We start from the raw sequence: 21,582 nt of genomic DNA on the forward strand, positions 1-21,582 counted from the left end.
GTGGGAGCTCACTTGGTCTTCTCCTCAACCTCATGACGGAGCTTGTCGGCGATCGGGTCGAGCTTCTTCTCGGCGTGCCTGGCGTACGCCCACGCGATCAGGAACGTCGAGACGAACTGGAGCAAACCGAAGACGAGGCCGACGTTGATCTCGCCGAGCAGCTTGATCCCCATGAAGCCGCGCGCCCAGCCGGACAGCACCACGTAGAGCAGGTACCACGCGAGGAACGCCACGGTCATCGGGAACGTCCAGGCGCGGAATCGCCGTTTCAGATCCTGGAACTCACTGCTCTCCTGAACTTCCTCATAGACCGATGCGTCATGTTCTTTAGTCGTCACGAGACCTCCACTGTGATGCGGATCACGCCCAACGTAAGAGCGCAACCTACCCGTCGTGGAGGCCCCTAGTGACGTTGTTCGGCGAGTCGCTGAGGTCCGGCGATTAGTTGGAGATGGCTTGCGATGAAAGGTCCGTTGCGTGCGACGAGCGGTCGGCCGTTCCTTTCATCGGGGTTCTTCCAAGGAGAGCCCGAACAGGTGGAGCTGGGGCCGGGTGAGCGCGGGCAGGGTGAGCGAGCGCAGCTCCCTGGCCGGGTCGAGCGTCGCCGGCACCTCGAACAGCCCGACCCGCAGCGAGTTGACGCCCGTGCGGCCGTGGCGGTGGGTGCAGCGCAGCACCTCCGAGGACCCCGCCCCGGGCTGGCCGCCCCAGTCGGGCAGGACGAACGGCACCTGGGCGGTGGTCCCGTCGGCGTACGTCGCGGTCAGCGTGGAGGTGACGGCCCCCGAGCTCGCCGCGCCCAGGAGCCGGACCTTGGCGTACCTGCCGGACGGCACGGTGATCGTCTGTCCCTGGCCGGTGACGTTGTTCCTGGCGCCGTCCCCGTACGCGGGGAAGACGAAGCTCAGGCCGTCGTGGGCGAGCGGCCCGGCGGGCGGCAGCTCCTCGGCCGGATAGGTGTAGCCGGACCCGTCGAAGTCCCCGTCCGTCATCGCCTCGTGCGTGGAGACGCCGTCGTTGTCGGCGTACGCCGAAAGGTCCACCGGCGTGGTGGGCCCGGGAGGCGGGATCGGCGGCAGCCCCCAGGTGTCCCCGGGCTTGCTCACCGGCACAGGTCCGATGACCGGATCGGGCCGCGCGCCCGTGTGGACGAGCACCTCGCTCCCCTTGCGCAGCGCGATCTCGACGACGCCCTCCCCCAGGTCCTTCACCGGAGCCGGCCGCCCGTCGGGGAGCACGGCCGTGACGGGCCCGTCGAGCCCGTGCCTGAGCCGCAGCGGCGCCCCCGCCAGGCTCCTGACCCGGATGAACGAGGTGCGGCCCCCCTTGCGCACCGCCGACACCAGGAACGCGCCCTGCGTCCGGAAGTCGTGGATCGCGACGTCCGCCCACGCGGCGGGCACGGCCGGGAAGACGCGGACGATCCCGCCCCAGCTCTGGCAGAGCATGTCGTGGAGGGACTGGGCGGCCGACAGCGGCGTCTCGATGACCGGCCCGGCCTCGGCGTAGTGGGTGTTGGCCTGGCACGGGTAGCGGCTGGCCGGGTCGAAGAAGCGCTCCAGGTAGGACAGCGCGCTCTCGCCCCGGCCCATCATGGCGTAGAGCGAGGCGGCGCCGGTGAAGCTGTAGCCGCGGTGCGCGCTGGTCAGCGACTGCCAGTGGGCGACCGACTTCTCGATCAGCGCCCGCTGCTCCAGCTGGTCCCAGTTGACCAGGTAGAGGGGGTAGATCATGAGGAGGTGGGAGTAGTGGCGGTGCGACTGGTCGTACGGCGTGCTCCCGCCGATCATGAAGCCGTTGGCGTCGGCCGGGTAGTCGACGAGCGTGTCCAGCACCTCCCGCCACCTCGCCTTGAGCGGGTCGTCGATCCCGAGCCGCTCTGCCGACTCGATCAGCGTCCGGCAGCCCCACCGGATCAGCGCCAGGTCGTAGTTGGTGTCCTGGGGCGGTGTGACGGGATACTCGGGTGAGAGCGTGCTGGGCAGGTGCAGCCTGCCGTCCGCGCCGGCGGCCAGGAAGTGCAGGTAGTAGTTGATCGCCCGCCGCAGCAGCGGGAAGACCGTGTCACGCAGCAGCTTGTCGTCCATGGTGTGCCGGTAGGTCAGCCACACGTTGTGCAGCGCCCACGTGAGGTCGCCCACCTCGGCGCCCGAACCGGGCGTGCCGACGCCCCGGGTGCAGAACATGTCGGAGCTGCGCCCCACCCCGGCCGAGTCGGCGCGGTAGGCGGCGGGCACGTTGGCGACGAGCTGGTCGCGGTTGCGGTCGAGCGTGCTGGTGAGCGAGTCGAGCTCCAGGTGGTTGGAGCCGTGGATGAGCCAGTATTCGAGCTGCACGTTGAGGTTCCACCACACGGCGGGCCACGGGGTGGACTCCAGCCAGGGGCCGGTGGTGGCCATGACCGGGCCGCCCGCGCGGCCGGCGGCGGCGACCTTGTAGAGCTGGATCCAGTAGAAGCTCTGCAGCCGCTGGTCGGGCAGGGAGACGAAGCTCTTGCCGTAGAACTCGTGCCACCAGTCGCGGTGCCGCTTCTTCATGATCCCGTACGGCGGCGCGTTCCGGACCTTGGCGAGCGCGCTCTCCTGGGCCTCGGTCGCGGACGGGAAGCTGTGGCCCACGGCGACCAGGAGCGTCCCGTCCTTGACCCGGTAGGCGGTGGCGGTCTGGCCGCCGCCGGTCAGCGGCTGGAGCACCTGCTCGACGTCGCCGGCGGTCGCGGTGGTCCAGGGCGGGTGCGGCGTGTAGCCGCTGGGCGGGGCCTCGGCGACGGACCGGGGGCTGACGGCGTCCTCGGGGTGGAACGTCCAGCGGACCTGCTCCTCGCCGTCGGCCTGCGCCCTGGCGACGAGCAGCTCGTCGTGGACGAACGCGGAGAAGGACAGCTTTCCCTTGTCCGTGGTGACGGTGCCGGTGACCTCGGCGTCCCACAGGCTGAGCCGCCAGTCGACGGCCGTGATCGCGCCGACCGGGTCGAGGGTGACGTGGCCGACGGGCAGGCGGCAGGTGCCCCAGCCGCTGCCGAACTGGGGCCGGTGGTCCTGGACGCGGCCGTGCTGGACGGTGAAGCGGATCTTGTTCTGGCCGGGCTCCTGGTAGACCATGCTGCCCAGCAGCCCGTCGCCGAGGAACGGGCCCTCGTACCAGGACCTGGGCATCCTGCCCCAGAGCAGGTCCTGGCCCTTCATGAACTCGGCCCAGCGCACGCGCTGCCGGAGCTGCCAGCCCCGGGCCGCCGGTCCGGCCCTGCCTGTTTCGGTGCTGCCGGTTTGGGCGCTGCCGGTTTCCGCGAGCGCCGGGGCGGCGGGGACGAGGGCGAGCCCCAAGCCGCCGATCACGGCGCGGCGGGTCGGGTCGTCGTTGGGGGGTGTCATGCGGGACCTCACAGACGAGACATCGGGTCTTTCGCCTGTATGACACGCAAGATGACCTTAGTCAAGGGCGGTCAACCGAAATACATCGGATGCATCACCCCTTAACGGCGCCCGCGGTGAGCCCTTCCACGATGTAGCGGCGGATGGCGGCGAACAGCACGAGGGTCGGCAGCACCGAGATCACGGTGGCCGCGGCCATCGAGCCCCAGTCGATGTCGTACTGGGTGATGAAGGAGTTCATGGCGACCGGGACGGTCTTGGCGTCCTCGCTGTCGATGAACGTGATCGCCAGGAACAGCTCGTTCCAGCACTGGACGAACGCGAAGATGAACGTGGCCGCGATGCCCGGCAGCATGACGGGGACGACCACCCGCACCATGGCCACCAGCCGCGAGGCGCCGTCCACCTGCGCGGCCTCCTCCAGCGCGACCGGCACCCGCTCGTAGAAGCCGCGCATGATGATCGTGGAGAACGGCACCAGCATGGCCACGTACACCAGCATCAGCCCGGCCAGCCGGTTGAGCAGGTCGAGGTCGGACATCAGCAGGTAGAGCGGGCCGAGCGCGATGAACAGCGGGATCATCTGCGTGACCAGGAACGCCAGCATCAGCGCGCCCCTGCCGGGGAAGGCGAAGCGGGCCAGGGTGTAGCCGCCCAGCACGCCGATCGCGGTCACCACGCCGGCCGCGACGAGCGAGACGAGCAGGCTGTTGAGCAGGTACGCGCCGAAGTCCGCGAACGAGAACAGCTCCTCGTAGTGCTCGAACGTCACGTTGCCCGGCCAGTACCTGAGCGGCATCGAGAAGATCTCGGACTTGGGCTTGAGGGAGGTGACGACGATCCAGTAGAGGGGGAAGAGGGTGATCAGCAGCCAGGCGCCCAGCACGACGACCTTGGCCGCGTTGCCGACATGCTTCATCGTGACTTCTCGAATCTCGTCGCGTTCAGGTAGAAGACGCTGAAGGACAGCAGCAGGCCCAGGATGAGCAGGCCCACCGCGCCCGCCCGGCCGTAGTCGCCGCCGATGACCTGCTGGATGAGGAAGGTCGTGATGATGTCGGTGCCGCCGGCCGGGCCGCCGCCGGTCATCGAGTAGATGAGGTCGGGGAAGTTCAGGATCCAGATGATCCGCAGCAGCACGATGAGGGCGAGCGTGGGCCGGATGTGCGGCAGCGTCACGTGCCAGAACTGCCGCAGCCGCGAGGCCCCGTCCACGTCCGCCGCCTCGTAGAGCTCCTTCGGGACCGACTGCAGCGCGGCCATGATCATGATGGCGAAGAACGTGACGCCGTACCAGATGTTCGCCACGATCACCGACGTCATCGCCCACCCGGGGGTGGCCAGGAAGCCGATGCGCTGGTCGATGAGGCCGGTCCTGAGCAGCAGGTCGTTGAGCACGCCGAACTGCCCGTTGAACATCCACCGCCACAGCAGGCCGATCAGGAACCCCGACATGGCCCAGGGGAAGAACACCCACGCCTGGTAGAGGCCCCGGCCGCGGAATTGCCGGCGCAGCAGCAGCGCCAGCCCGAAGCCGAGGAAGAACTGGAAGAACAGCGACACGGCCACCCACGTGCCGGTGTTGCGCAGCGCCGTCCAGAACCGGTCCTCGGCCAGGACGGCCCGGAAGTTCTCCAGGCCGACGAAGGGCGTCGAGGTGATGTCGAACAGGTTGTAGCGCTGGAAGGCGATCACCGCGCCGCGGATCATCGGGTAGTACGTGAACAGGGTCACGAAGACCACGCCGGGCAGCAGGCACAGGGCGATGAACCTGGCCCGGCGGGCGGTGAAGAGCCTCATGAAACCTTCTTGGCCTGGTCCGTCCAGAAGGCGTCCCACGACTTGAGCACCTCGGCCGTGGTCTTCTTGCCGGTGATCAGGGCCTGCACGTCCCGGTCGGAGTCGACGAGGAACTGGCTCCAGCCCGGGTAGTCGACGGGCCTGATCGTGATCACCTGCTTGGGGTCCTGCTGGGCCTGCAGGTACGCCTTCCACGCGCCCTGGGAGAACTGCGGGTCGCTCTGGGCCTGCTTGGAGATCGGGATGAGCGAGTTGCCCTTGGCGAAGGCGATGCTCTGCTTGGCCTCCGACAGGAACTGGACCAGCTTGACCGCCTCCTTCGGGTGCGTGGTGAAGGAGGTCGCGCCCCATCCGGCGTAGCCGACGGGCTGGAAGGCGTATCCCGAGGGGCCCTTGGGGATGGGGGCCGTCGACCAGGTCGTCATGCCGCTGTCCTGGACCGTCTTGATCACTTCGGGGTCCTGGATGAGCATGCCGGTGACGCCCGAGGTGAAGCCCTGGACCATCTCGGGGTAGCCCCAGGAGACGGAGTCGGGCGGCGACGCCTCCTTGAAGATCTTGACGTAAAGGTCCATGGCCTGGGCGGCCTCGGGGGTGGAGAAGATCGTCCGTTTGTCCTTGAGATAGAACGATTTTTCGGGATTCAGGGCTTCGCCGTTGTACGCGCTGACCATCATGACCGCGTAGTCGGCCCCGCCCTTGCCGCCCCGGAAGGAGTAGCCGAACCGGTCGCCCGAGGTCATCTTCTTGCCGGCCTCGTAGAGCTCCTGCCAGGTGGCCGGCGGCTGGGTCAGGCCCCAGTCCGTACGGTAGAAGAGCGTGCGCTGGTAGAAGCCGTACGGGATCAGGTACGCCTTGCCCCCGACCTCGACCGCCTTCTTCTGGGCCAGCTCGGTCAGGTCCGACCAGCCGGGCCACTCCGTGGTGGGCAGCTCGGCCAGCCAGCCGTTGTTGGAGAAGGACTTGGCCGTGTGGTCGCGTACTTCCAGCACGTCCAGGTCCTTCTTGGTCTGCAGGATCTGGGTGATCTTCTGGTCGGCGCTGTCGAGTGGCGGTGAGATCAGCTCCACCTTGATGCCCGGATTGGCCTTCTCGAAGTCGTTCAGCAGGGTTTTGATGAGCTTGGTGCGTTCGGGACTGGTCAGGCTCTCGATCATGCGGAGCCGTACCTCTCCCGAGGACGACGAGCCGGAGCCGCAACCGGCGAGCAGCAGCGTGGTGGCGGCCGCGGCCGCCAGGAGGGGGGTTCTCATGCTGAGCCTCCAGCTTCAGACAGCGCTGTCAGTCACGCTAGGCGACCGACCCCCTCCAGCGCTAGACCGAGGTCCTTGATCAACGCGTCCGCGGGCTCCAGACCGACCGAGAGGCGCACGAGGCCGACGGGGATGCCCATGGTGGCCCGCACGCTCTCCTCGGTGGACAGGGCGGGGGCGTTCACCAGGCTCTCGAAGCCTCCCCAAGACACCCCAATCCTGAAATGTCGCAACTTATTGAGGAAAAGGCCGACCTCCTGGCGCGACTCCGTGTCCAGCACGAGACTGAACAGGCTGGAGAAGCCCGACATCTGCTGCTTCGCGATGGCGTGCCCGGGATGGGAGGCCAGCCCGGGGTGGTTCACCGCCCGCACGGCCGGATGCCCGGACAGGAACTCGGCCACGGCCAGCCCCCGCTCCTGGTGCGCGGCCATCCGCACGGGCAGCGTGCGCAGCCCCTTGATCACCTTGGCCGCGTCGTGCGGCGACATGGCGGCCCCGTAGAGCTGGTACTCGGTCAGCGCCAGCGGCCTGATCAGCCGGGAGGGGCCCACCACGACGCCGCCCACGAGGTCGCTGTGCCCGCCGATGTACTTCGACAGCGAGTGCACGACGAGATCGACGCCCATGGTCAGCGGCTTCTGGAAGATCGGCGTGGACCAGGTGTTGTCCATCACGCTCACCAGCCCGCGCTCCCGCGCCCACGCCGTGACCTCCTCGATGTCGACCACGGCGTAGGCCATGTAGGAAGGCGACTCGAAGTACAGTAGACGGGTGCTCGCTCTGATAGCGCTGTCACACTCCGCGAGGTCGTTCACGTGCGTATGGGTGATCCCGAACTTCTCCAGGTAACGCAGGAACTGGGTGGTGGGGCCGTACACTGCGCCCAGCACCAGCACGTGGTCCCCGGTCTTGACGAGCGAGGAGATGGTCGCCGAGATGGCTCCCATTCCCGACCCGAAGCACTTGGCGCGCTCTCCCCGCTCGAGCGCGGCGAGCTTACGCTGAGCGAGGTCGACGGTCGGGTTGGTGCCCCGCCAGTAGACGTAGCGCTCGTCCTCGCTCCTGATCGCCTCGCCGAGCTCCTCCGCGGTCGCGAAGGTGAACAGCGAGTTCTCGAACACCGGCGGGTTGACCGCGCCCAACGCCCAGGGCTCGTCCTCGCCCAACCGGCCACAGATCCATTCGTCATCCATGGGGGCAGACTATGACAACCAGGGATCTGGGTGACCGGGCGGCCTCGCAGGGCGAAACCACCCGCAAGCCCACCATGGCCGACGTGGCCCGGCACGCGGGCGTGAGCCTCAAGACCGTCTCCCGCGTGGTCAACCAGGAGCCCCACGTCAGGGCCTCGCTGCAGGAGCGCGTGCAGGCGGCGATCAGCGCGCTCGGCTACCGCCGCAACGAGGCCGCCGCCCGCCTGGCCAGGGGCGCGACGATGCTGACGCTCGGGCTGGTGATGGAGAACATCTCGAACGAGTTCTACTCCCGCCTGGCCGCCGCCGTGGAGTCCGCCGCGGCCCGGCACGAGGCGCTGGTGGTGTTCGGCTCGTACGAGGAGAGCGCCGACAAGGAGCGCATGCTCATCGAGTCGATGTACGCGCGGGGCGTGAACTCCCTGATCGTCGTCCCCTCCGCGGCCGATCACTCGTGGCTGGCCGAGCACGCCTCGCTCACCACGGTGTTCGTGGACCGCGTGCCGCCGGGCCTGGACTCGGCGGACGTGGTGCTGCTGGACGACGTGCGGGGCGGCCGGGCCGCGACCGAGCACCTGCTGGCCCGCGGCCACCGCCGGATCGCGCTGGTCTCGGACGACGAGGGCGTGAGCTCGGTCCACGACCGCGCCACCGGCTACCGCGCGGCCCTGCGCGCGGCAGGGCTGACGGCCGACGACGCGCTGACGGTCCGCGGGCTCTTCGACCCGTGGCGGGTCTCCCACGAGGTGGGCCGCCTCCTGGACCTCCCGGACCCGCCGACGGCCTTCTTCGCCACCAACAACCGCGCCGCGATCGGCATCCTGCAGGCGCTGCGGGAACGGCCGGAGCGGCCCGCGTACGTGGGCTTCGACGACTTCGCCCTCGCGGACGTGTTCAACCCCGGGGTGACGGTGGTCCGCTACGACACGGCCCGCCTGGCCCGCAGCGCGGTGGACCTCCTGCTGAACCCGTCGCCGGCGCCCCGCCGCGTCAAGGTCCCGGTCGAGCTGGTGGCCCGGGGCTCGGGCGAGTTGCCGCCTGGCTGAACACCGTGCGTGCGCGGCGCCGGTCTCGCTAGGGTCGAGGTGTGTCTCTTCCCGCCGCCGACCTGGCCCGCCTCCTTCACAACAGGCCGGAGCTGGCCGCCGCCCCCTCCCCCGAGGCGCTCGAACGCCTGCTGGCGGCACCGGAGCTGGCCGTCCCCGCCCTGCTCGCGCTCGACGCCGACTGCCACCTCGCCAGCCAGGCGCTGCAGGTCCTGGGCGGCGAGGCCAGCCGCGCGGCGCTGGCCGAGCTGGTCCACGACCCCGGTGACCGGCTCGGCGAAACGCTCGAAACCCTGGCCGCCTGGGGCCTCGTGGTGCTCGACGGGGACGGCGAGGCGGGCACGGTGACCTCGCCGCACCGGCCGGGCCTGTGGGCGAACCCGTTCGGGCTGGGCCGGCCGTTGCGCGAGCTGACCGCTGAAGATCTGAAATCCCTGGTCAAGGGCCTGGGCGGCAAGCCCAGGGGCCGAAGGGCGGAGGTGCTCGCGAAGGCGGCGGACATCGTCCGCGACGGCCCGGCCCTCCGGGCACGCGCCGCCACGTTGCCGCCCGCGGCCGTGAGGCTGCTGGAGTCGATGGCGGGCGGGCAACCGGTCTACCAGCACGCGGTCTGGTACGGCTCCGGCGAGGTGGACCATCCGGTCACACGGCTGGCCGAGGCCGGGTTCGTGGTGCGGGACGGCTGGGCGTACGAGCTGCCCATGGAGGTCGCGCTCGCGCTGCGCGGCGACGGCTGGAGGCCCGAGCTCACGGGCCAGCCGGACGTGCCGTCCGCGGAGCTCGCCGGGCACCCGGACGGGCTCGCCGCCGCGCTGGCCGCCGTGGACCGGACGGAGGCGCTGATCGAGCTGGCGGGGGCGCAGCCCATCGCCGAGCTGAAAGCGGGCGGGGTGGGCGCGCGGGAGCTGAAGCGGACGGCCAAGACGCTCGGCGCTCCCGAGCAGGCGGTCGCGCTCTGGCTCGACCTCGCCTTCGGCACCGAGCTGATCGCCTCCGAGACGGGCGAGAGGCTGGTCAGCACCACCCTGGCCGACACCTGGCTGGGCCTGGACCCGGCCTCGCGGTGGAAGGCCCTGGTGGACACCTGGCTGGCCGTGCCGCAGGCACCCACGTTCCGGGTGACGGGCTGCTGCCCCGAGCACATGACGCCGCAGGCGCCGCCGTACCAGTTCGAGTGCGGGGCCGGCGAGATCCGGCGGGCCACGCTGCGCGTGCTCCAGACGCTTCCTCCCGGGCGGGGATCGACCCCCGAGGGGTTGCTCCCGGCCGTGGAGTGGCGGACGCGGGCGGCCAAGGAGTTCGCGCAGGCCGCCACCGAGTTCGTCGCCGCCGCCCTGCGCGAGGGCGAGCTGCTCGGGATGGTCCACGAGGGAGCCCTGACCGAGCTCGGCCGCGCCCACCTCGACGGCGCCGAGGTGGCCGCCCGCTTCCCCGCGCCGTCCCGCACCGTGACCCTGCAGAACGACCTGACCGCGATCGTCTCGGGGGTGCCCGCGCCCGAGCTGACCGCGTTCCTGAACGGCTGCGCCGACCTGGAGTCACGCGACCGGGCCAGCGTGTGGCGTTTCTCGCAGAAGAGCGTGCGCCGGGCCCTGGACGCCGGGACGACGGCCGACGCTCTGCTGGAGGAGCTGGCCCGCGTCTCCGCCAAGGCCGTGCCCCAGCCGCTGAGTTACCTCGTCGGCGACGTCGCCCGCAGGCACGGCGCGGTCCGCGTCACCTCCGCCGCCTCCGTGCTGACCGCGGAGGACCCGGCGCTCATCACCGAGCTGTGCGGCACCAAGGCCCTGCGCAAACTGGCGCTGCGGCCCATCGCCCCCACGGTCGCCCTGAGCGCCCTGCCTCCCGACGAGACCCTCCAGCTGCTGCGGGAGAGCGGCCACGCCCCGGTCGGCCTGGCCCCGGACGGCACCATCAAGGCGGAGCCTCCCCAGCGCCGCCGCCTGCCCGTGGAGTCCGAACCGGTGCTGGAGGCCACCGCGATCCTCCGCGGCGGCGACCCCGCCACGCCCGCCGAGGCCCTCGCCGTGGCCTCCGTCACCGGCGAGCCGATCGTCGTCGTCTGGCAGCGGCGCGAGCACTACATGGAGGACATCGAGCTCACCCGTGGCACGGTGTCCGGCTACTGCCACGACTGCGGCACCGACCACACCTTCCAGCGCGCCCGGATCAAGGAGGCGTACCTGCCCTGATCGCCGGCGGGATCACGACGAGCGGGGGCGCCAGTCGCCGCGGTCGAGGTCGAGGTCCTCCGGGGTGTGCAGCCTGACCATGGTCCTGGCAACCCCGGGCGGCACGCGGTGCGGGGTCAGGAACGACACCGACACCATCACCGCGAACGCGATCGGCACCGTCCACGCCGCCGGCTGGCCCAGCAAAGCCCCCGCGAGCCCGTCGTACGGACCGGCGACGATCGTGACGAGCACGGCCGCGCACGCCAGCCCGCCGCCCACGAACAGCCCGGCCAGCGCCCCGATGGTCGACAGGCGGCGCCACCAGATGCCCAGCACGAGCAGCGGGCAGAACGACGAGGCCGCCACCGCGAACGCCAGCCCCACCACGTCCGCCACCGGCAGCGCCCGCGCCCACAGCGCCAGGGCCAGCGGCACCGCCACCGCCATCAGCGTGGCGATCCTGAACGAGCGCACGCTGCCCTTGAGCAGGTCCTGCGCGATCACCCCCGCCACGGACACGGTCAGCCCCGACGAGGTGGACAGGAACGCGGCGAACGCCCCCGCCGTCACCAGCGCCGTCAGCAGGTCGCCCAGCGTGCCGCCGACCATCCGCTCGGGCAGCGTCAGCACGACCGTGTCCGTGCGGACCAGGTCGGGCGCGTAGAGGCGGCCGAGCCAGCCGTACACGGCGGGCAGCAGGTAGAAGGCCCCGAGCAGCGACAGCACGACCAGCGTCGTGCGGCGCGCGGCCCGCCCGTCCGGGTTGGTGTAGAAGCGCACCAGCACGTGCGGCAGCCCCATGGTGCCCAGGAACGTGGCCAGGATCAGCGAGTACGTCGAGTACAGCCCGTATTCCTTGCCCCCGGCCAGCGGCACCTGCCAGGTGGCCGCGTCCTGCGGGCTGACCGAGGGCGCGCCGTCGGCCTTCCACGCCATCAGCAGGAACACCAGCGGCAGCGCCAGCGCCGTCAGCTTGAGCCAGTACTGGAACGCCTGCACGAACGTGATCGACCGCATGCCGCCGGACAGCACGTTCACCGCCACGACGACGGCGACCAGCAGCCCGCCCACCCACACCGGCGCGCCGGTGATCTCCCGCAGCACCAGGCCCGCGCTCTGGAACTGCGGCATCAGGTAGAACCAGCCGATCAGCACGACGAGCACGCTCGCGGTGCGCCGCACGGCCATCGACTCCAGCCGGGCCTCGGCGAAGTCCGGCAGCGTGTACGCGCCCGAGCGCCGCAGCGGGGCCGACACCAGCACGAGCAGCACCAGGTACCCGCCGGTCCAGCCGACGGGCAGCCAGAGCATGTCCACGCCGAACGACAGGATGAGCCCGGCGATGCCCAGGAACGAGGCCGCCGACAGGTACTCGCCGCCGATGGCCGAGGCGTTCCAGAGCGGGCTGACGGTGCGGGAGGCGACGTAGAAGTCGGAGGTGGTGCGGGAGACCCTGATCCCGAACGCGCCGATCAGCACGGCCGCCACCACGACGACCAGCACCGCCGCGAGGCTCATGGGCCCGGCTCCGCCGCTCGCGCGCGCCCGATCATGGACGCTTGACCAGTTCGGCGAAGTGGCGTTCGTTGCGCTCGGCCTGGCGCACGTACAGCCAGGCGCCGATGACGAAGGCGGGGTAGATGAGCCCGGCGAGCACCGCCCACGGGAGCGGGACGCCGAGCAGGTGCACCGAGCGCAGCTCGGGGATGAGCAGGAACAGCAGCGGCAGCCCGCCGACCACGCACGCCAGCACCGTGCAGACGAACAGCGCCAGCCGGACCTGGGTGCGCAGGAACGAGCGCATGTAGACCTCGCCGAGCCGGGTCTGCTCGTCGATCTCCCGGGTGCCCGGGTAGCGCGGACGGCGGGCGGCGGCCGTGCGCGGGCTCGTCACGGCCACCCGGCGCCCGGGACGCGGTTGACTCATTGCGACCTCGCCTTCCTGGCTCTGCGCACCAGCAGGTCGCGCAGCTCGCGGGTGTGGCGGCGGCTGACCGGCAGCTCGGTGTCCCCGACCCGCACCGTGCACTTGCCCGAGTCGATGTGCAGCTCCTCGATGTGCTTGACCGCCACCAGATGGCTCCGGTGCACGCGGACGAACCCCGCCGAGGCCCACCGCTCCTCCAGGGCGGCCAGCGGGATCCGCACCAGGTGGCTGCCCGTGGCCGTGTGCAGCCGCGCGTAGTCCCCGTGCGCCTCCACGTAGATCACGTCGGCGCTGGACACGAACCGGGTCACCCCGCCCAGCTCGACCGGGATCGTGTCGGTCTCCCCCACCTCCGCCGGCACGTCGGCCGAGACCGCCACCCGCCGGATCGCCTCCGCCAGCCGCTCCGGGCGTACCGGCTTGAGCAGGTAGTCCTCGGCCTTGATCTCGAACGCGTCCACGGCGTGCTCCTCGTACGCCGTCACGAACACGACTCTGGGCGGGTTCGCGAACTGCGACAGCAGCCGCCCGAGCACCACCCCGTCGAGCCCGCGCATCCGGATGTCGAGGAAGACCGCGTCGATCGGCCGGCCGTCGGCGATGGCACGGTCGAGCAGCCGCAGCGCCGCAGCGCCGTCCCTGGCGGTGGCCACCTCGCCGATGCGGGGGTCGGCACGCAGCAGGTACGAGAGGTCTTCGAGGGCAGGCTGCTCGTCGTCGACCGCGAGGACCCGTAGTTGCGCCATAGACAGTGATAAAACCGACAAGAAAGATCGAGGTCAACGGGCAGAGACGCCTGGGTGATATTTCGGCAACCTGACGTTGACCTTGGTGCCCGCTCCCTGGGCCGTCTCGACCACGAGGCCGTACTCGTCGCCGTAGACCTGGCGCAGCCGCTCGTCCACGTTCGCCAGCCCGACGCCGCCCGAGGCGGGGATGTCACCTGCGAGGATGCGGCGCAGCCGGTCGGGGTCCATGCCGAGCCCGTCGTCCTCGACGCTGATGCGGCACTCGGCCCCGGCGTCCTCGGCGATGATCGTGATGCGGCCGACGCCGTTGCGGCTCTCCAGGCCGTGCCTGACGGCGTTCTCGACGAGCGGCTGCAGGCACAGGAACGGCACCGCGACCGGCAGCACCTCGGGCGCGATCCGGAGCGTCACCTGGAGCTGGTCGCCGAACCTGGCCCGCTCCAGGATCAGGTAGCGGTCGATCGAGCGCAGCTCCTCGGCCAGCGTGGTGAACTCGCCGTGCCGCCGGAAGGAGTAGCGGGTGAAGTCGGCGAACTCCAGCAGCAACTCCCTGGCCCGCTCCGGATCGGTGCGGACGAAGGAGGCGATCGTGGTGAGCGAGTTGTAGATGAAGTGCGGCGAGATCTGCGCCCGCAGCGCGCGTACCTCGGCCTCCATGAGCAGCGTGCGCGAGCGGTCCAGCTCGGCCAGCTCCAGCTGCGAGTCCACCCACCCGGCCACCTCCTGCGCGGCCCTGACCAGGCCCGCCGAGGCGTCCTGCCCGTAGGCGGCCAGGGCGCCCACGACCCGGTCGTCGGTGGTGAGCGGCACGACCACGGCCTGGCGGATCGGGCATTCGAGCAGGTCGCAGTCGATGGTCAGCACCTGGGTGCGGCCGTCCTCCAAGGTGGCCGCCGCGTGCTCGAACGCCTGGTCGGCGTGGTGCTCTCCGGCGCCGTCGTACACGAGCAGCCGCTCGCGGTCGGTGATGGCCAGCGCGGCCGAGCCGAGCAGCGCGCGCAGGTGGCGCGAGGCCCGCTCGGCGCCGTCGGCGGTCAGCCCGGCCCGCAGCGGCGGCCCGGCCAGAGAGGCGGTGTGCAGGGTCTCGAACGTGGCCCGCTCCGCCGGGCTGGTGCCCAGCTCGCGGCGGCCCCGCATGACCCGCCAGAGCACGATCGCGGGCACGCTGACGAGCACCGCGACCACGGCGACCCCCACCACGTACTCCACGCCGCCAGAGCCTAGCTCAGGGCTTCGCTCACAGTGCCTTCGCTATCAGGTCGGCGAACGACTCGGCCTCCTCGGCGGACTCGTACGTGGTGCGCGGCCAGAAGAAGCCGCGCAGCCCGTCCTTCTTGTTGCGCGGGACGATGTGCACGTGCAGGTGGGGCACGCTCTGGCTGACGCGATTGTTCATGGCCACGAACGTGCCGGCGACCTGCAGCCCCTCCTCCACCGCCCGGGCCACGGCCTGCACCCGCTCGAAGAACGGCCCCACGTCGGCCAGGTCGGCGAGCGTCTCCACGTGGACCCTCGGCACGACCAGCACGTGCCCCTTGAAGACCGGCCGGACGTCCAGGAACGAGACCGCGACCTCGTCGGAGTGGACCATGGTCGCCGCTCGCTCACCCGCGATGATCTCGCAGAACAGGTCAGTGCTCACCGCCCGACCCTATCCGCCTCATCCGCGGGGCTGTCGTGCCCGCTTCGCGAAGGCCGTCCAGCTCGTCACGTTGGGCGCCGACCACTCGGCGGGGGCGTGCAGGAAGTGCTCGCCCACCCGCTCGCGCAGCCGCTGCGGCACCTCGGCCACCTTGGCGCCCCTGCAGTGGTAGACCAGCCCGCCCCCGCGCTGCCCCATCGCCATCCACGGCAGCCACGGCGAGACCCGGCACCACGAGAACACGCACGGCACGTCCGGCACGCCCGAGTCCAGGTCCTTGGCCGAGGCGAAGAACTGGAACAGCTCCAGCGCCCGGTAGGTGTCGCTCGCCGAGTTGTCGGGGTAGTCGGCGACCTTCAGGGGCGAGGGGTAGGCCAGGCGGATGTCGATGTTGTAGATCACCTGGTCGCCCAGGCGGGTCGTCGGCACGGGGTAGGCGCCGAGCCGCTGGTTGACCGGGTCGTTGAAGACGTGCAGCACCTCGACCGCCCGCTCGGTGAACGGGTTGTCCCAGGTGTCGAGCACCTCCCTCGTCCTCGGGTCGAGGTAGAGGGCGGCCTCCCTGGTCAGCAACTGCCAGCCGCCGTCGGCCTCGACCGCCCTGGCGACGTTCAGGCCCTCGAAGCCGAACAGGTGGTGCGGCCCGCCGTCGTCCTGCCAGCCGTACACGTCGCCGGTCCAATAGGAGATGGTCTCCGCGCCGTCGGAGGAGGCGCGCACCCGGATGAAGTCCATGATCCCCACACTAACCGGCGGCCATCCACGGCGCCGGGCTCACCTGACCGTCACGGTGAAGACGGCCTCGCCCGACTGCCGCCTGCTCTGCTCGTCGGGCGGCGTCGTGGACTGGCCGCACCGCCAGCAGTCGTACAGTTTGATCTCCGTCGTGCCCGGGCGCTTGCTGTTGAACACGAAGTAGGTCGTGCCCCCGGCCCCGACCCCGCCGCCCTCGGTCTTGTGCTCCTCGCTGATGAACGAGGCGACCTTCGGGTCCGGCACGGCCACCAGCGACCAGTCGTCGCCGACGGACGGGTTGTCGGCGACGACCAGCGAGAAGCGCTGGCCGGAGCGCAGCTCGACGGGCACGGTCGTGCCCTTGGCGCCCTTGACCAGCGTGCCGAAGTCGCTCACCGCCGAGCCTCCGCCGCATCCCGTCACCAGCAGGGCGAGGATGGCGGCGGCGGCCGTTCGACGAATCACCACGGCAGGGTATCGGCCCCTGCGGGCGCCGGCCGTACCCGTCCCTCCTATCCGAACGGGCGGCGGCGCCGCATCATGCGCGGGCGACGGTGCCGCCGCAGCATCATCCGGCGGACGACGAAGGCGGTCACGGCGCTCGCCGCGGCGACGAGCAGCACCGGCCCCTTCCGCACCCGCCCGGCGGCGTCCTTGACCTGGTGAGGCGTGCCCTCGCGGACCTTGCCCGCCACTTCCGACGCCTTCTCCTTGACGGACCCGGCCATGCCCGCCGCCATGCCCGCGGCCCTGTCCTTGGCGGCCTCGGCCGCGTGGGCGGCCCTGGCCTTCACGTCGGTCTTGGCGGCCAGCGCCGAGACGGTGTCGCCCAGTTCCCTGCGGGTCTCCTCGATCTCCTTGCGCACGTCGGCCTCTTCCCGGTGTACCGTCGCCCTCTGCGTGCGGCGCGTCCCGCCGCGGTGGTGGCGCGGCGACTCCGCCTCGGCCCACTCGCGTTCCAGTGCCTCGGTACGCTCCTTGTCGAAGGGGGCTTCGGGGGGAAATGTCTCGTGTGCCATGCGCTCCTCCTCCACCCGCCGGGCGTTCTCGGCCGCGCCCGGCCGGGTCGGTGGCACGTTGATGGACTCGCGTTCGGTCGGCGTGCCCACCATTGCCCTGCGGGCGCCGACGTCTCCGGCGTGTTGCTCGCGATGTCCCGGGTCGGTCTCACTCATCGCCGTGCCCTCTCCTTGACCATGTCGAAGTCGGCCCTGACGCTCGCGATGGTCTCCGACGGGATCGGCGATCCGACGCGTCGTACCTGGCCCTTGCCGACCAGGCCGAACAGCGCGGCGATGACGAAGAGCACGCCCGCCACGATGAGGGCGGCCGCCCACGCGGGCAGCACCAGGGCCAGAAGCAGGATGACGGTGGTCACGAGTGCGGCGGCGCCGAAGAACGCGGCCATGCCCGCCGCGCCGAACAGCCCCGCGCCGAAGCCCGCGTGCTTGCCCTTTTCCGCCAGCTCGATCCGCGCCAGGCGGAATTCGTCCCTCACGAGCCTGGAGAATTGCTCGGAGAGGTCGTTGACCAGCTTGTGGGTGTCATTCACGACGCTCGCCTCCTCCGCTGAGGAAGGCGACTACCCAGACAAACGGCCCTCTATCACGCGGTTTTACCGCTTGGCGACCCTCAGTAGGAATCCCAGGGCCGACAGCACCGGATCCTTCTGCGTTTCACACCAGTTGTCCGGCTGCTTGGGCTTGCTCCACGGAGACGGGAGCTCACAAGAGGGAGCCTGCGGCTTGGGCCGCTCGCACCACGATCCGGGAGGGTTCATACCGAACATGCTACAACTTCAGGTGCGGCTTATATAAGCCTTTCCTCACCTTTTGCGCAGATGAGGTGGACCAGCGCGGCCACCCTCCGGTAGGGGTCGGTCCTGCCCGCGCGCTCCTCCGCCGCCAGCACGTCGCCGATGTCCTCGGGGACGGGCGCGTCGTTGGGCGCGGCGTCGCAGAACACCCGCACGCCGTACCACTGCCGCACCTCCAGCCCCTGTACGGCCAGCCGCCGCGTGAGCTCGTCGAGCCGGTCGGCCCTGGCCGGGACGCCGAGCCTGTTGACGTAGCCGGTGCCCTCGAACGCCCGCAGCGCCCGCGCCCAGTCGCCCATGAGCCCGTCGCGCATGGCGAGGGCGTCGCCGTTGCGGACGAGGAGCGACAGGACGCCTCCGGGCGCGAGGAGGCGGGCGAGGTCGGCGAGCAGCGGGTCGGGGTCGGCGAAGTACATCAGCACGCCGTGGCACAGGACGACGTCGAAGCTCCCCGGCCCGAACAGCTCGCGTAGCCGCTCTGCCTCGGCCTGGACCGTCCGGATGCTCATGCCCGGCTGGATCCCGGCCTCCAGGAGGCGGAGGAGGTCGCGGGAGGCGTCGAGGGCGGTGACGTGGTGGCCTCTGGCGGCCATCCTGAGTGCCTGGGTGCCCTGACCGGAGCCCACGTCGAGGATGCGGCAGGAGGTCTTGGGGAGGTGCTCGGCGAGCTGGCGGGTCACGAGGTCCTGCCGGACGACGTCACGCAGCGTCCCCAGCCCGGCCGACCATCTGCCCTCTGCCCCGGAGAACCTCATGTCCAGGATCCTAGGCGGACCCGATCTCGTGCGGGTGGCGGTAACCTGCCGGGGTGCTGGTACACGGGGTCTGGGCGGGCGGCGGGCTCGCCTTCTGGGCGGAGATCGCCGAGGCCGGCGACGCGTCCCCCGGGGCCGCCCCGCGCCGGCAGCAGCGTCAGGCGGGACCCGCGCCCCACCCGTTCGCCGCCCCCGCGTCCGGCGTCGCCGCCGCGCTCGGCCTCGACGACCCGCCGTCGCGGACGCTGGAACTGCTCCTGCCGGGCTCGGCCAAGGAACCGCTGCCCTCGCCCGAGACCGGCCGCCTGCCGGAGACGACCCGGCCGCGCCTGCGCCTCTGGCAGGTCCCCGCCGTGCTGCCGCCCACCGCGGAGGCCCTGCACGTGCCGGCGGGGCACACCGGCACCGCGACCATGCGCCACTGGGCCACCGTGGTGGCCTTCGCCCGCGACCTGGTACGCCGCGGCCGCGTCATCCCGCAGCTCGTCCCCTCCCCCACGAGCCCCGACCGCGCGCCCGACGGCCGGGAGCCCAATGACCGCGAGCCCAATGACCACGGGCCCAATGACCGCGAGCCCAATGACCGTGCGTCCGACGGCCGCGCGCCCGACGATTCCATGGCCATGTGGGCCGTGCCGGAGGCCGGTGCGCGGGCCGTGTGGCGGCCGGTGGTGACCGGGGCCGACGCCGGATACCTCCGGGAGCTGGCGCTGGCCATGCCGCCCGCCTGCCGTACCTCCCGCGTCGAGCGCCCGTCCGCCGGCGTCCTGCGCGAGGCCCTTGAGGCGTTCACCGACGCCCTCGTCCGCCAGGCCCTCACCGAGCCCCTGCTCGCCCGGCCCAGGACGCTCCACGAGCGCTGGCTGGCCGCCCTGACCGGCCCCGCGCCCGAGTGCCCCGACGTGCCCGAGCTGCGCCGGGAGCTGGAGCGCTGGCGCGAGAGCGTCGAGTCGGCGCAGGGCGCGACCCGGGTGTGCTTCCGGCTGCTGGAGCCCGCCGGCACCGAGGACTGGCGGGTCGAGCTGGCGCTGCAGGCCGCCGACGACCCCAGCCTGTACGTCCCGGCCGCCCACGTCTGGAGCGGCGGGGCGGTGACGGGGCTGCCCGGCAGGCCGGAACGCGAGCTGCTGGCCGGGCTGGGACGGGCCGTCAGGCTCTATCCCGAGCTCGACCGCGCCCTGCGCGGGCCCGCGCCGAGCGAGCTGACGCTGGACACGGCCGGCGCGTTCGGGTTCCTGCGCCAGGCGGCGCCCCTGCTGCAGGCGGCCGGGTTCGGGGTGCAGTTGCCGCGCTGGGCCGGGCGTACCCGGCTGGGGCTGAAGCTGACCACCAGGACCAAGGCGCAGACGGCGGCCACCGGCCAGGGGTTCGGCATGCGGGAGCTGGTCGACTTCCGCGTCGACCTGGCGGTGGGCGACGAGACGATCAGCGAGGAAGAGCTGGCCGAGCTGGCCAGGCTGAAGGTGCCGCTGGTCCGGGTGCGCGGCCAGTGGGTGGAGCTGGACGACCGGCAGCTCAAGGCCGCGCTCAGGGCCGTGGAGGGCGCCCGTACGGGTGAGGCGAGCGCCGCCGACCTCCTGCGCCACGTGGTGCGGGAGGACGACGCCGAGCTGCCGCTGCTGGAGATCGACGCCGACGGCGTGCTCGGCGACCTGCTGTCCGGCCAGGCCGAGCGGCGCCTGACGCCCATCGCGACCCCCGCGGGGCTGGAGGCCACGCTGCGGCCCTATCAGGAGCGCGGCCTGGCCTGGCTCAGCTTCCTGTCAGAACTGGGCCTGGGCGGGGTTCTGGCCGACGACATGGGGCTGGGCAAGACGATCACCACGCTGGCCCTGCTCGTCCACGAAGGCGCCGGCGCGCCCACGCTCCTCGTCTGCCCGATGTCCCTGGTCGGCAACTGGCAGCGGGAGGCCGCCAGGTTCGCGCCCGGCCTGCGCGTCCATGTCCACCACGGCAGCGGGCGCGACGCGGGGCTGATCCCCGGCGCCGACCTGGTGATCACCACGTACGGCACCGCCCAGCGCGACCTCGAGACGCTCAAGGGGCACGAGTGGCGCAGGGTCGTGTGCGACGAGGCCCAGGCGATCAAGAACAGCGGCACGCTCCAGGCCCAGGCCGTGCGGTCGATCCCCGCGGGCGGCCGGCTCGCCCTCACGGGAACCCCGGTCGAGAACCACCTGGCCGAGCTCTGGTCGATCATGGAGTTCGCCAACCCGGGGCTGCTGGGGCCGCGCTCGCGGTTCAGGACCCGCTTCCAGGAGCCCATCGAGGCCCGCCAGGACGAGCAGGCCGCGCGGGCGCTGAAGCGGGCGACCGGCCCGTTCATCCTGCGCCGCGTCAAGACCGACAAGTCGATCATCTCCGACCTGCCGGAGAAGCTGGAGGTCAAGGAGTGGTGCCCGCTCACCACGGAGCAGGCCACGCTCTACCAGGCGGTCGTGGACGACATGCTGGCCAAGATCGACGACAGCGAGGGCATCGAGCGGCGCGGCCTGGTGCTGGCCGCCATGGCCAAGCTGAAGCAGGTCTGCAACCATCCGGCCCACCTGCTCAAGGACGGCTCCCGCCTGGCGGGCAGGTCCGGCAAGCTCATCCGGCTGGAGCAGCTGTCCGAGGAAATCCTGGCCGAAGGCGAAAAGGCCCTGCTTTTCACGCAATACGCCGAGTTCGGCACCATGCTGCAGCCGTACCTCGCCCAGCGGCTCGACACCACGGTCCTGTGGCTGCACGGCGGCCTGCCGAAGAAGACCCGCGACCGCCTGGTCGACCGGTTCCAGAACGACGAGGAGCCGATGCTGTTCGTGCTGTCGCTCAAGGCGGCCGGGGTCGGGCTCAACCTGACCGCCGCCAACCACGTCGTCCACGTCGACCGCTGGTGGAACCCGGCCGTCGAGGACCAGGCCACCGACCGGGCGTTCCGCATCGGGCAGCGCAAGAACGTGCAGGTGCGCAAGCTCATCTGCGCGGGCACCCTCGAAGAGCGCGTCGACCGGATGATCGAGCGCAAGAAGGCCCTGGCCGAGCGGGTGGTCGGCACCGGCGAAGACTGGCTGACGGACCTGTCGACCGAGGAGCTGCGCGAGGTGTTCAGGCTCACGGCGGAGGGGGTGGGCTGAGG

General features: G+C 71.4%; 19 protein-coding genes. 3 read left to right on the forward strand and 16 right to left on the reverse strand.

The annotated features are described in order from the left end of the window. Positions 1-8 precede the first annotated feature (8 nt). From ACIBQ1_RS39495 to ACIBQ1_RS39520, 6 genes are all read right to left on the reverse strand, one after another. Entirely contained in the window at positions 9-338 is a 330-nt protein-coding gene (locus tag ACIBQ1_RS39495) for a DUF485 domain-containing protein (protein WP_350722185.1), read from the reverse strand. Positions 339-503: 165 nt separating this feature from the next. After that, positions 504-3,371, reverse strand: a complete 2,868-nt coding sequence (locus ACIBQ1_RS39500) for a glycosyl hydrolase family 95 catalytic domain-containing protein (protein ID WP_397285067.1) — start codon at positions 3,369-3,371, stop codon at positions 504-506. Between the two features lie 94 nt (positions 3,372-3,465). Next, positions 3,466-4,290 (reverse strand): carbohydrate ABC transporter permease, encoded by an 825-nt coding sequence (locus ACIBQ1_RS39505; protein WP_397285069.1) that lies wholly within the window; start codon positions 4,288-4,290, stop codon positions 3,466-3,468. Then, on the reverse strand, positions 4,287-5,171 hold the full coding sequence (locus ACIBQ1_RS39510) for a carbohydrate ABC transporter permease (protein ID WP_397285071.1): 885 nt from the start codon (positions 5,169-5,171) through the stop codon (positions 4,287-4,289). The genes ACIBQ1_RS39505 and ACIBQ1_RS39510 overlap by 4 nt, the downstream gene beginning before the upstream one ends. Then, the gene (locus ACIBQ1_RS39515; protein ID WP_397285073.1) at positions 5,168-6,424 is read right to left on the reverse strand and encodes an ABC transporter substrate-binding protein; all 1,257 of its coding nucleotides are present in this window, start codon (positions 6,422-6,424) and stop codon (positions 5,168-5,170) included. Before ACIBQ1_RS39515 ends, ACIBQ1_RS39510 begins: the two co-directional genes overlap by 4 nt. A 32-nt stretch (positions 6,425-6,456) precedes the next feature. Further along, a complete protein-coding gene (locus ACIBQ1_RS39520; protein WP_397285075.1) occupies positions 6,457-7,620 on the reverse strand; it encodes a trans-sulfuration enzyme family protein in 1,164 nt (387 codons plus the stop codon). 11 nt (positions 7,621-7,631) lie between these two features. Here ACIBQ1_RS39520 and ACIBQ1_RS39525 point away from each other — a divergent pair, with 11 nt between their 5' ends. Both ACIBQ1_RS39525 and ACIBQ1_RS39530 read left to right on the forward strand, forming a co-directional pair. Then, positions 7,632-8,666 carry a LacI family DNA-binding transcriptional regulator gene (locus ACIBQ1_RS39525; RefSeq protein WP_397285077.1) on the forward strand — a complete coding sequence of 345 codons (1,035 nt, stop codon included), beginning with the start codon at positions 7,632-7,634 and terminating at the stop codon, positions 8,664-8,666. A gap of 41 nt (positions 8,667-8,707) precedes the next feature. Beyond that, positions 8,708-10,858 (forward strand): helicase-associated domain-containing protein, encoded by a 2,151-nt coding sequence (locus ACIBQ1_RS39530; RefSeq protein ID WP_397285078.1) that lies wholly within the window; start codon positions 8,708-8,710, stop codon positions 10,856-10,858. 12 nt (positions 10,859-10,870) lie between these two features. On the opposite strand, the gene ACIBQ1_RS39535 is transcribed toward ACIBQ1_RS39530, so the two are convergent. The 10 genes from ACIBQ1_RS39535 to ACIBQ1_RS39580 form a co-directional block, all read right to left on the reverse strand. Next, complete coding sequence (locus tag ACIBQ1_RS39535) at positions 10,871-12,358, reverse strand: cation acetate symporter (RefSeq protein WP_397285080.1); 1,488 nt, start codon at positions 12,356-12,358, stop codon at positions 10,871-10,873. A 31-nt stretch (positions 12,359-12,389) separates the two neighbouring features. Beyond that, entirely contained in the window at positions 12,390-12,767 is a 378-nt protein-coding gene (locus ACIBQ1_RS39540; RefSeq protein ID WP_397285082.1) for a hypothetical protein, read from the reverse strand. Beyond that, entirely contained in the window at positions 12,764-13,513 is a 750-nt protein-coding gene (locus ACIBQ1_RS39545) for a LytR/AlgR family response regulator transcription factor (RefSeq protein WP_397285084.1), read from the reverse strand. The genes ACIBQ1_RS39540 and ACIBQ1_RS39545 overlap by 4 nt, the downstream gene beginning before the upstream one ends. Before the next feature lie 33 nt (positions 13,514-13,546). After that, positions 13,547-14,725, reverse strand: coding sequence for a sensor histidine kinase (locus tag ACIBQ1_RS39550; protein WP_397285086.1), 1,179 nt, complete (start codon positions 14,723-14,725; stop codon positions 13,547-13,549). Between the two features lie 28 nt (positions 14,726-14,753). Next, positions 14,754-15,158 carry an HIT family protein gene (locus ACIBQ1_RS39555; RefSeq protein ID WP_397285087.1) on the reverse strand — a complete coding sequence of 135 codons (405 nt, stop codon included), beginning with the start codon at positions 15,156-15,158 and terminating at the stop codon, positions 14,754-14,756. Between the two features lie 18 nt (positions 15,159-15,176). Then, the gene (locus ACIBQ1_RS39560) at positions 15,177-15,893 is read right to left on the reverse strand and encodes a DUF1838 family protein (protein WP_397285089.1); all 717 of its coding nucleotides are present in this window, start codon (positions 15,891-15,893) and stop codon (positions 15,177-15,179) included. A 39-nt stretch (positions 15,894-15,932) separates the two neighbouring features. Then, positions 15,933-16,358 carry a protease inhibitor I42 family protein gene (locus ACIBQ1_RS39565; RefSeq protein ID WP_397285091.1) on the reverse strand — a complete coding sequence of 142 codons (426 nt, stop codon included), beginning with the start codon at positions 16,356-16,358 and terminating at the stop codon, positions 15,933-15,935. Positions 16,359-16,405: 47 nt separating this feature from the next. Beyond that, a complete protein-coding gene (locus tag ACIBQ1_RS39570) occupies positions 16,406-17,068 on the reverse strand; it encodes a DUF3618 domain-containing protein (protein WP_397285093.1) in 663 nt (220 codons plus the stop codon). Next, complete coding sequence (locus ACIBQ1_RS39575; RefSeq protein WP_397285095.1) at positions 17,065-17,445, reverse strand: phage holin family protein; 381 nt, start codon at positions 17,443-17,445, stop codon at positions 17,065-17,067. Before ACIBQ1_RS39575 ends, ACIBQ1_RS39570 begins: the two co-directional genes overlap by 4 nt. A 257-nt stretch (positions 17,446-17,702) precedes the next feature. Next, positions 17,703-18,464 (reverse strand): methyltransferase domain-containing protein, encoded by a 762-nt coding sequence (locus ACIBQ1_RS39580; protein ID WP_397285098.1) that lies wholly within the window; start codon positions 18,462-18,464, stop codon positions 17,703-17,705. A 53-nt stretch (positions 18,465-18,517) separates the two neighbouring features. Here ACIBQ1_RS39580 and ACIBQ1_RS39585 point away from each other — a divergent pair, with 53 nt between their 5' ends. Then, the gene (locus ACIBQ1_RS39585; protein ID WP_397285100.1) at positions 18,518-21,580 is read left to right on the forward strand and encodes an SNF2-related protein; all 3,063 of its coding nucleotides are present in this window, start codon (positions 18,518-18,520) and stop codon (positions 21,578-21,580) included. The last annotated feature ends 2 nt before the right edge of the window (positions 21,581-21,582 follow it).

Source organism: Nonomuraea sp. NPDC050153, assembly GCF_044460125.1.
In the GTDB taxonomy this organism is placed as follows: domain Bacteria; phylum Actinomycetota; class Actinomycetes; order Streptosporangiales; family Streptosporangiaceae; genus Nonomuraea.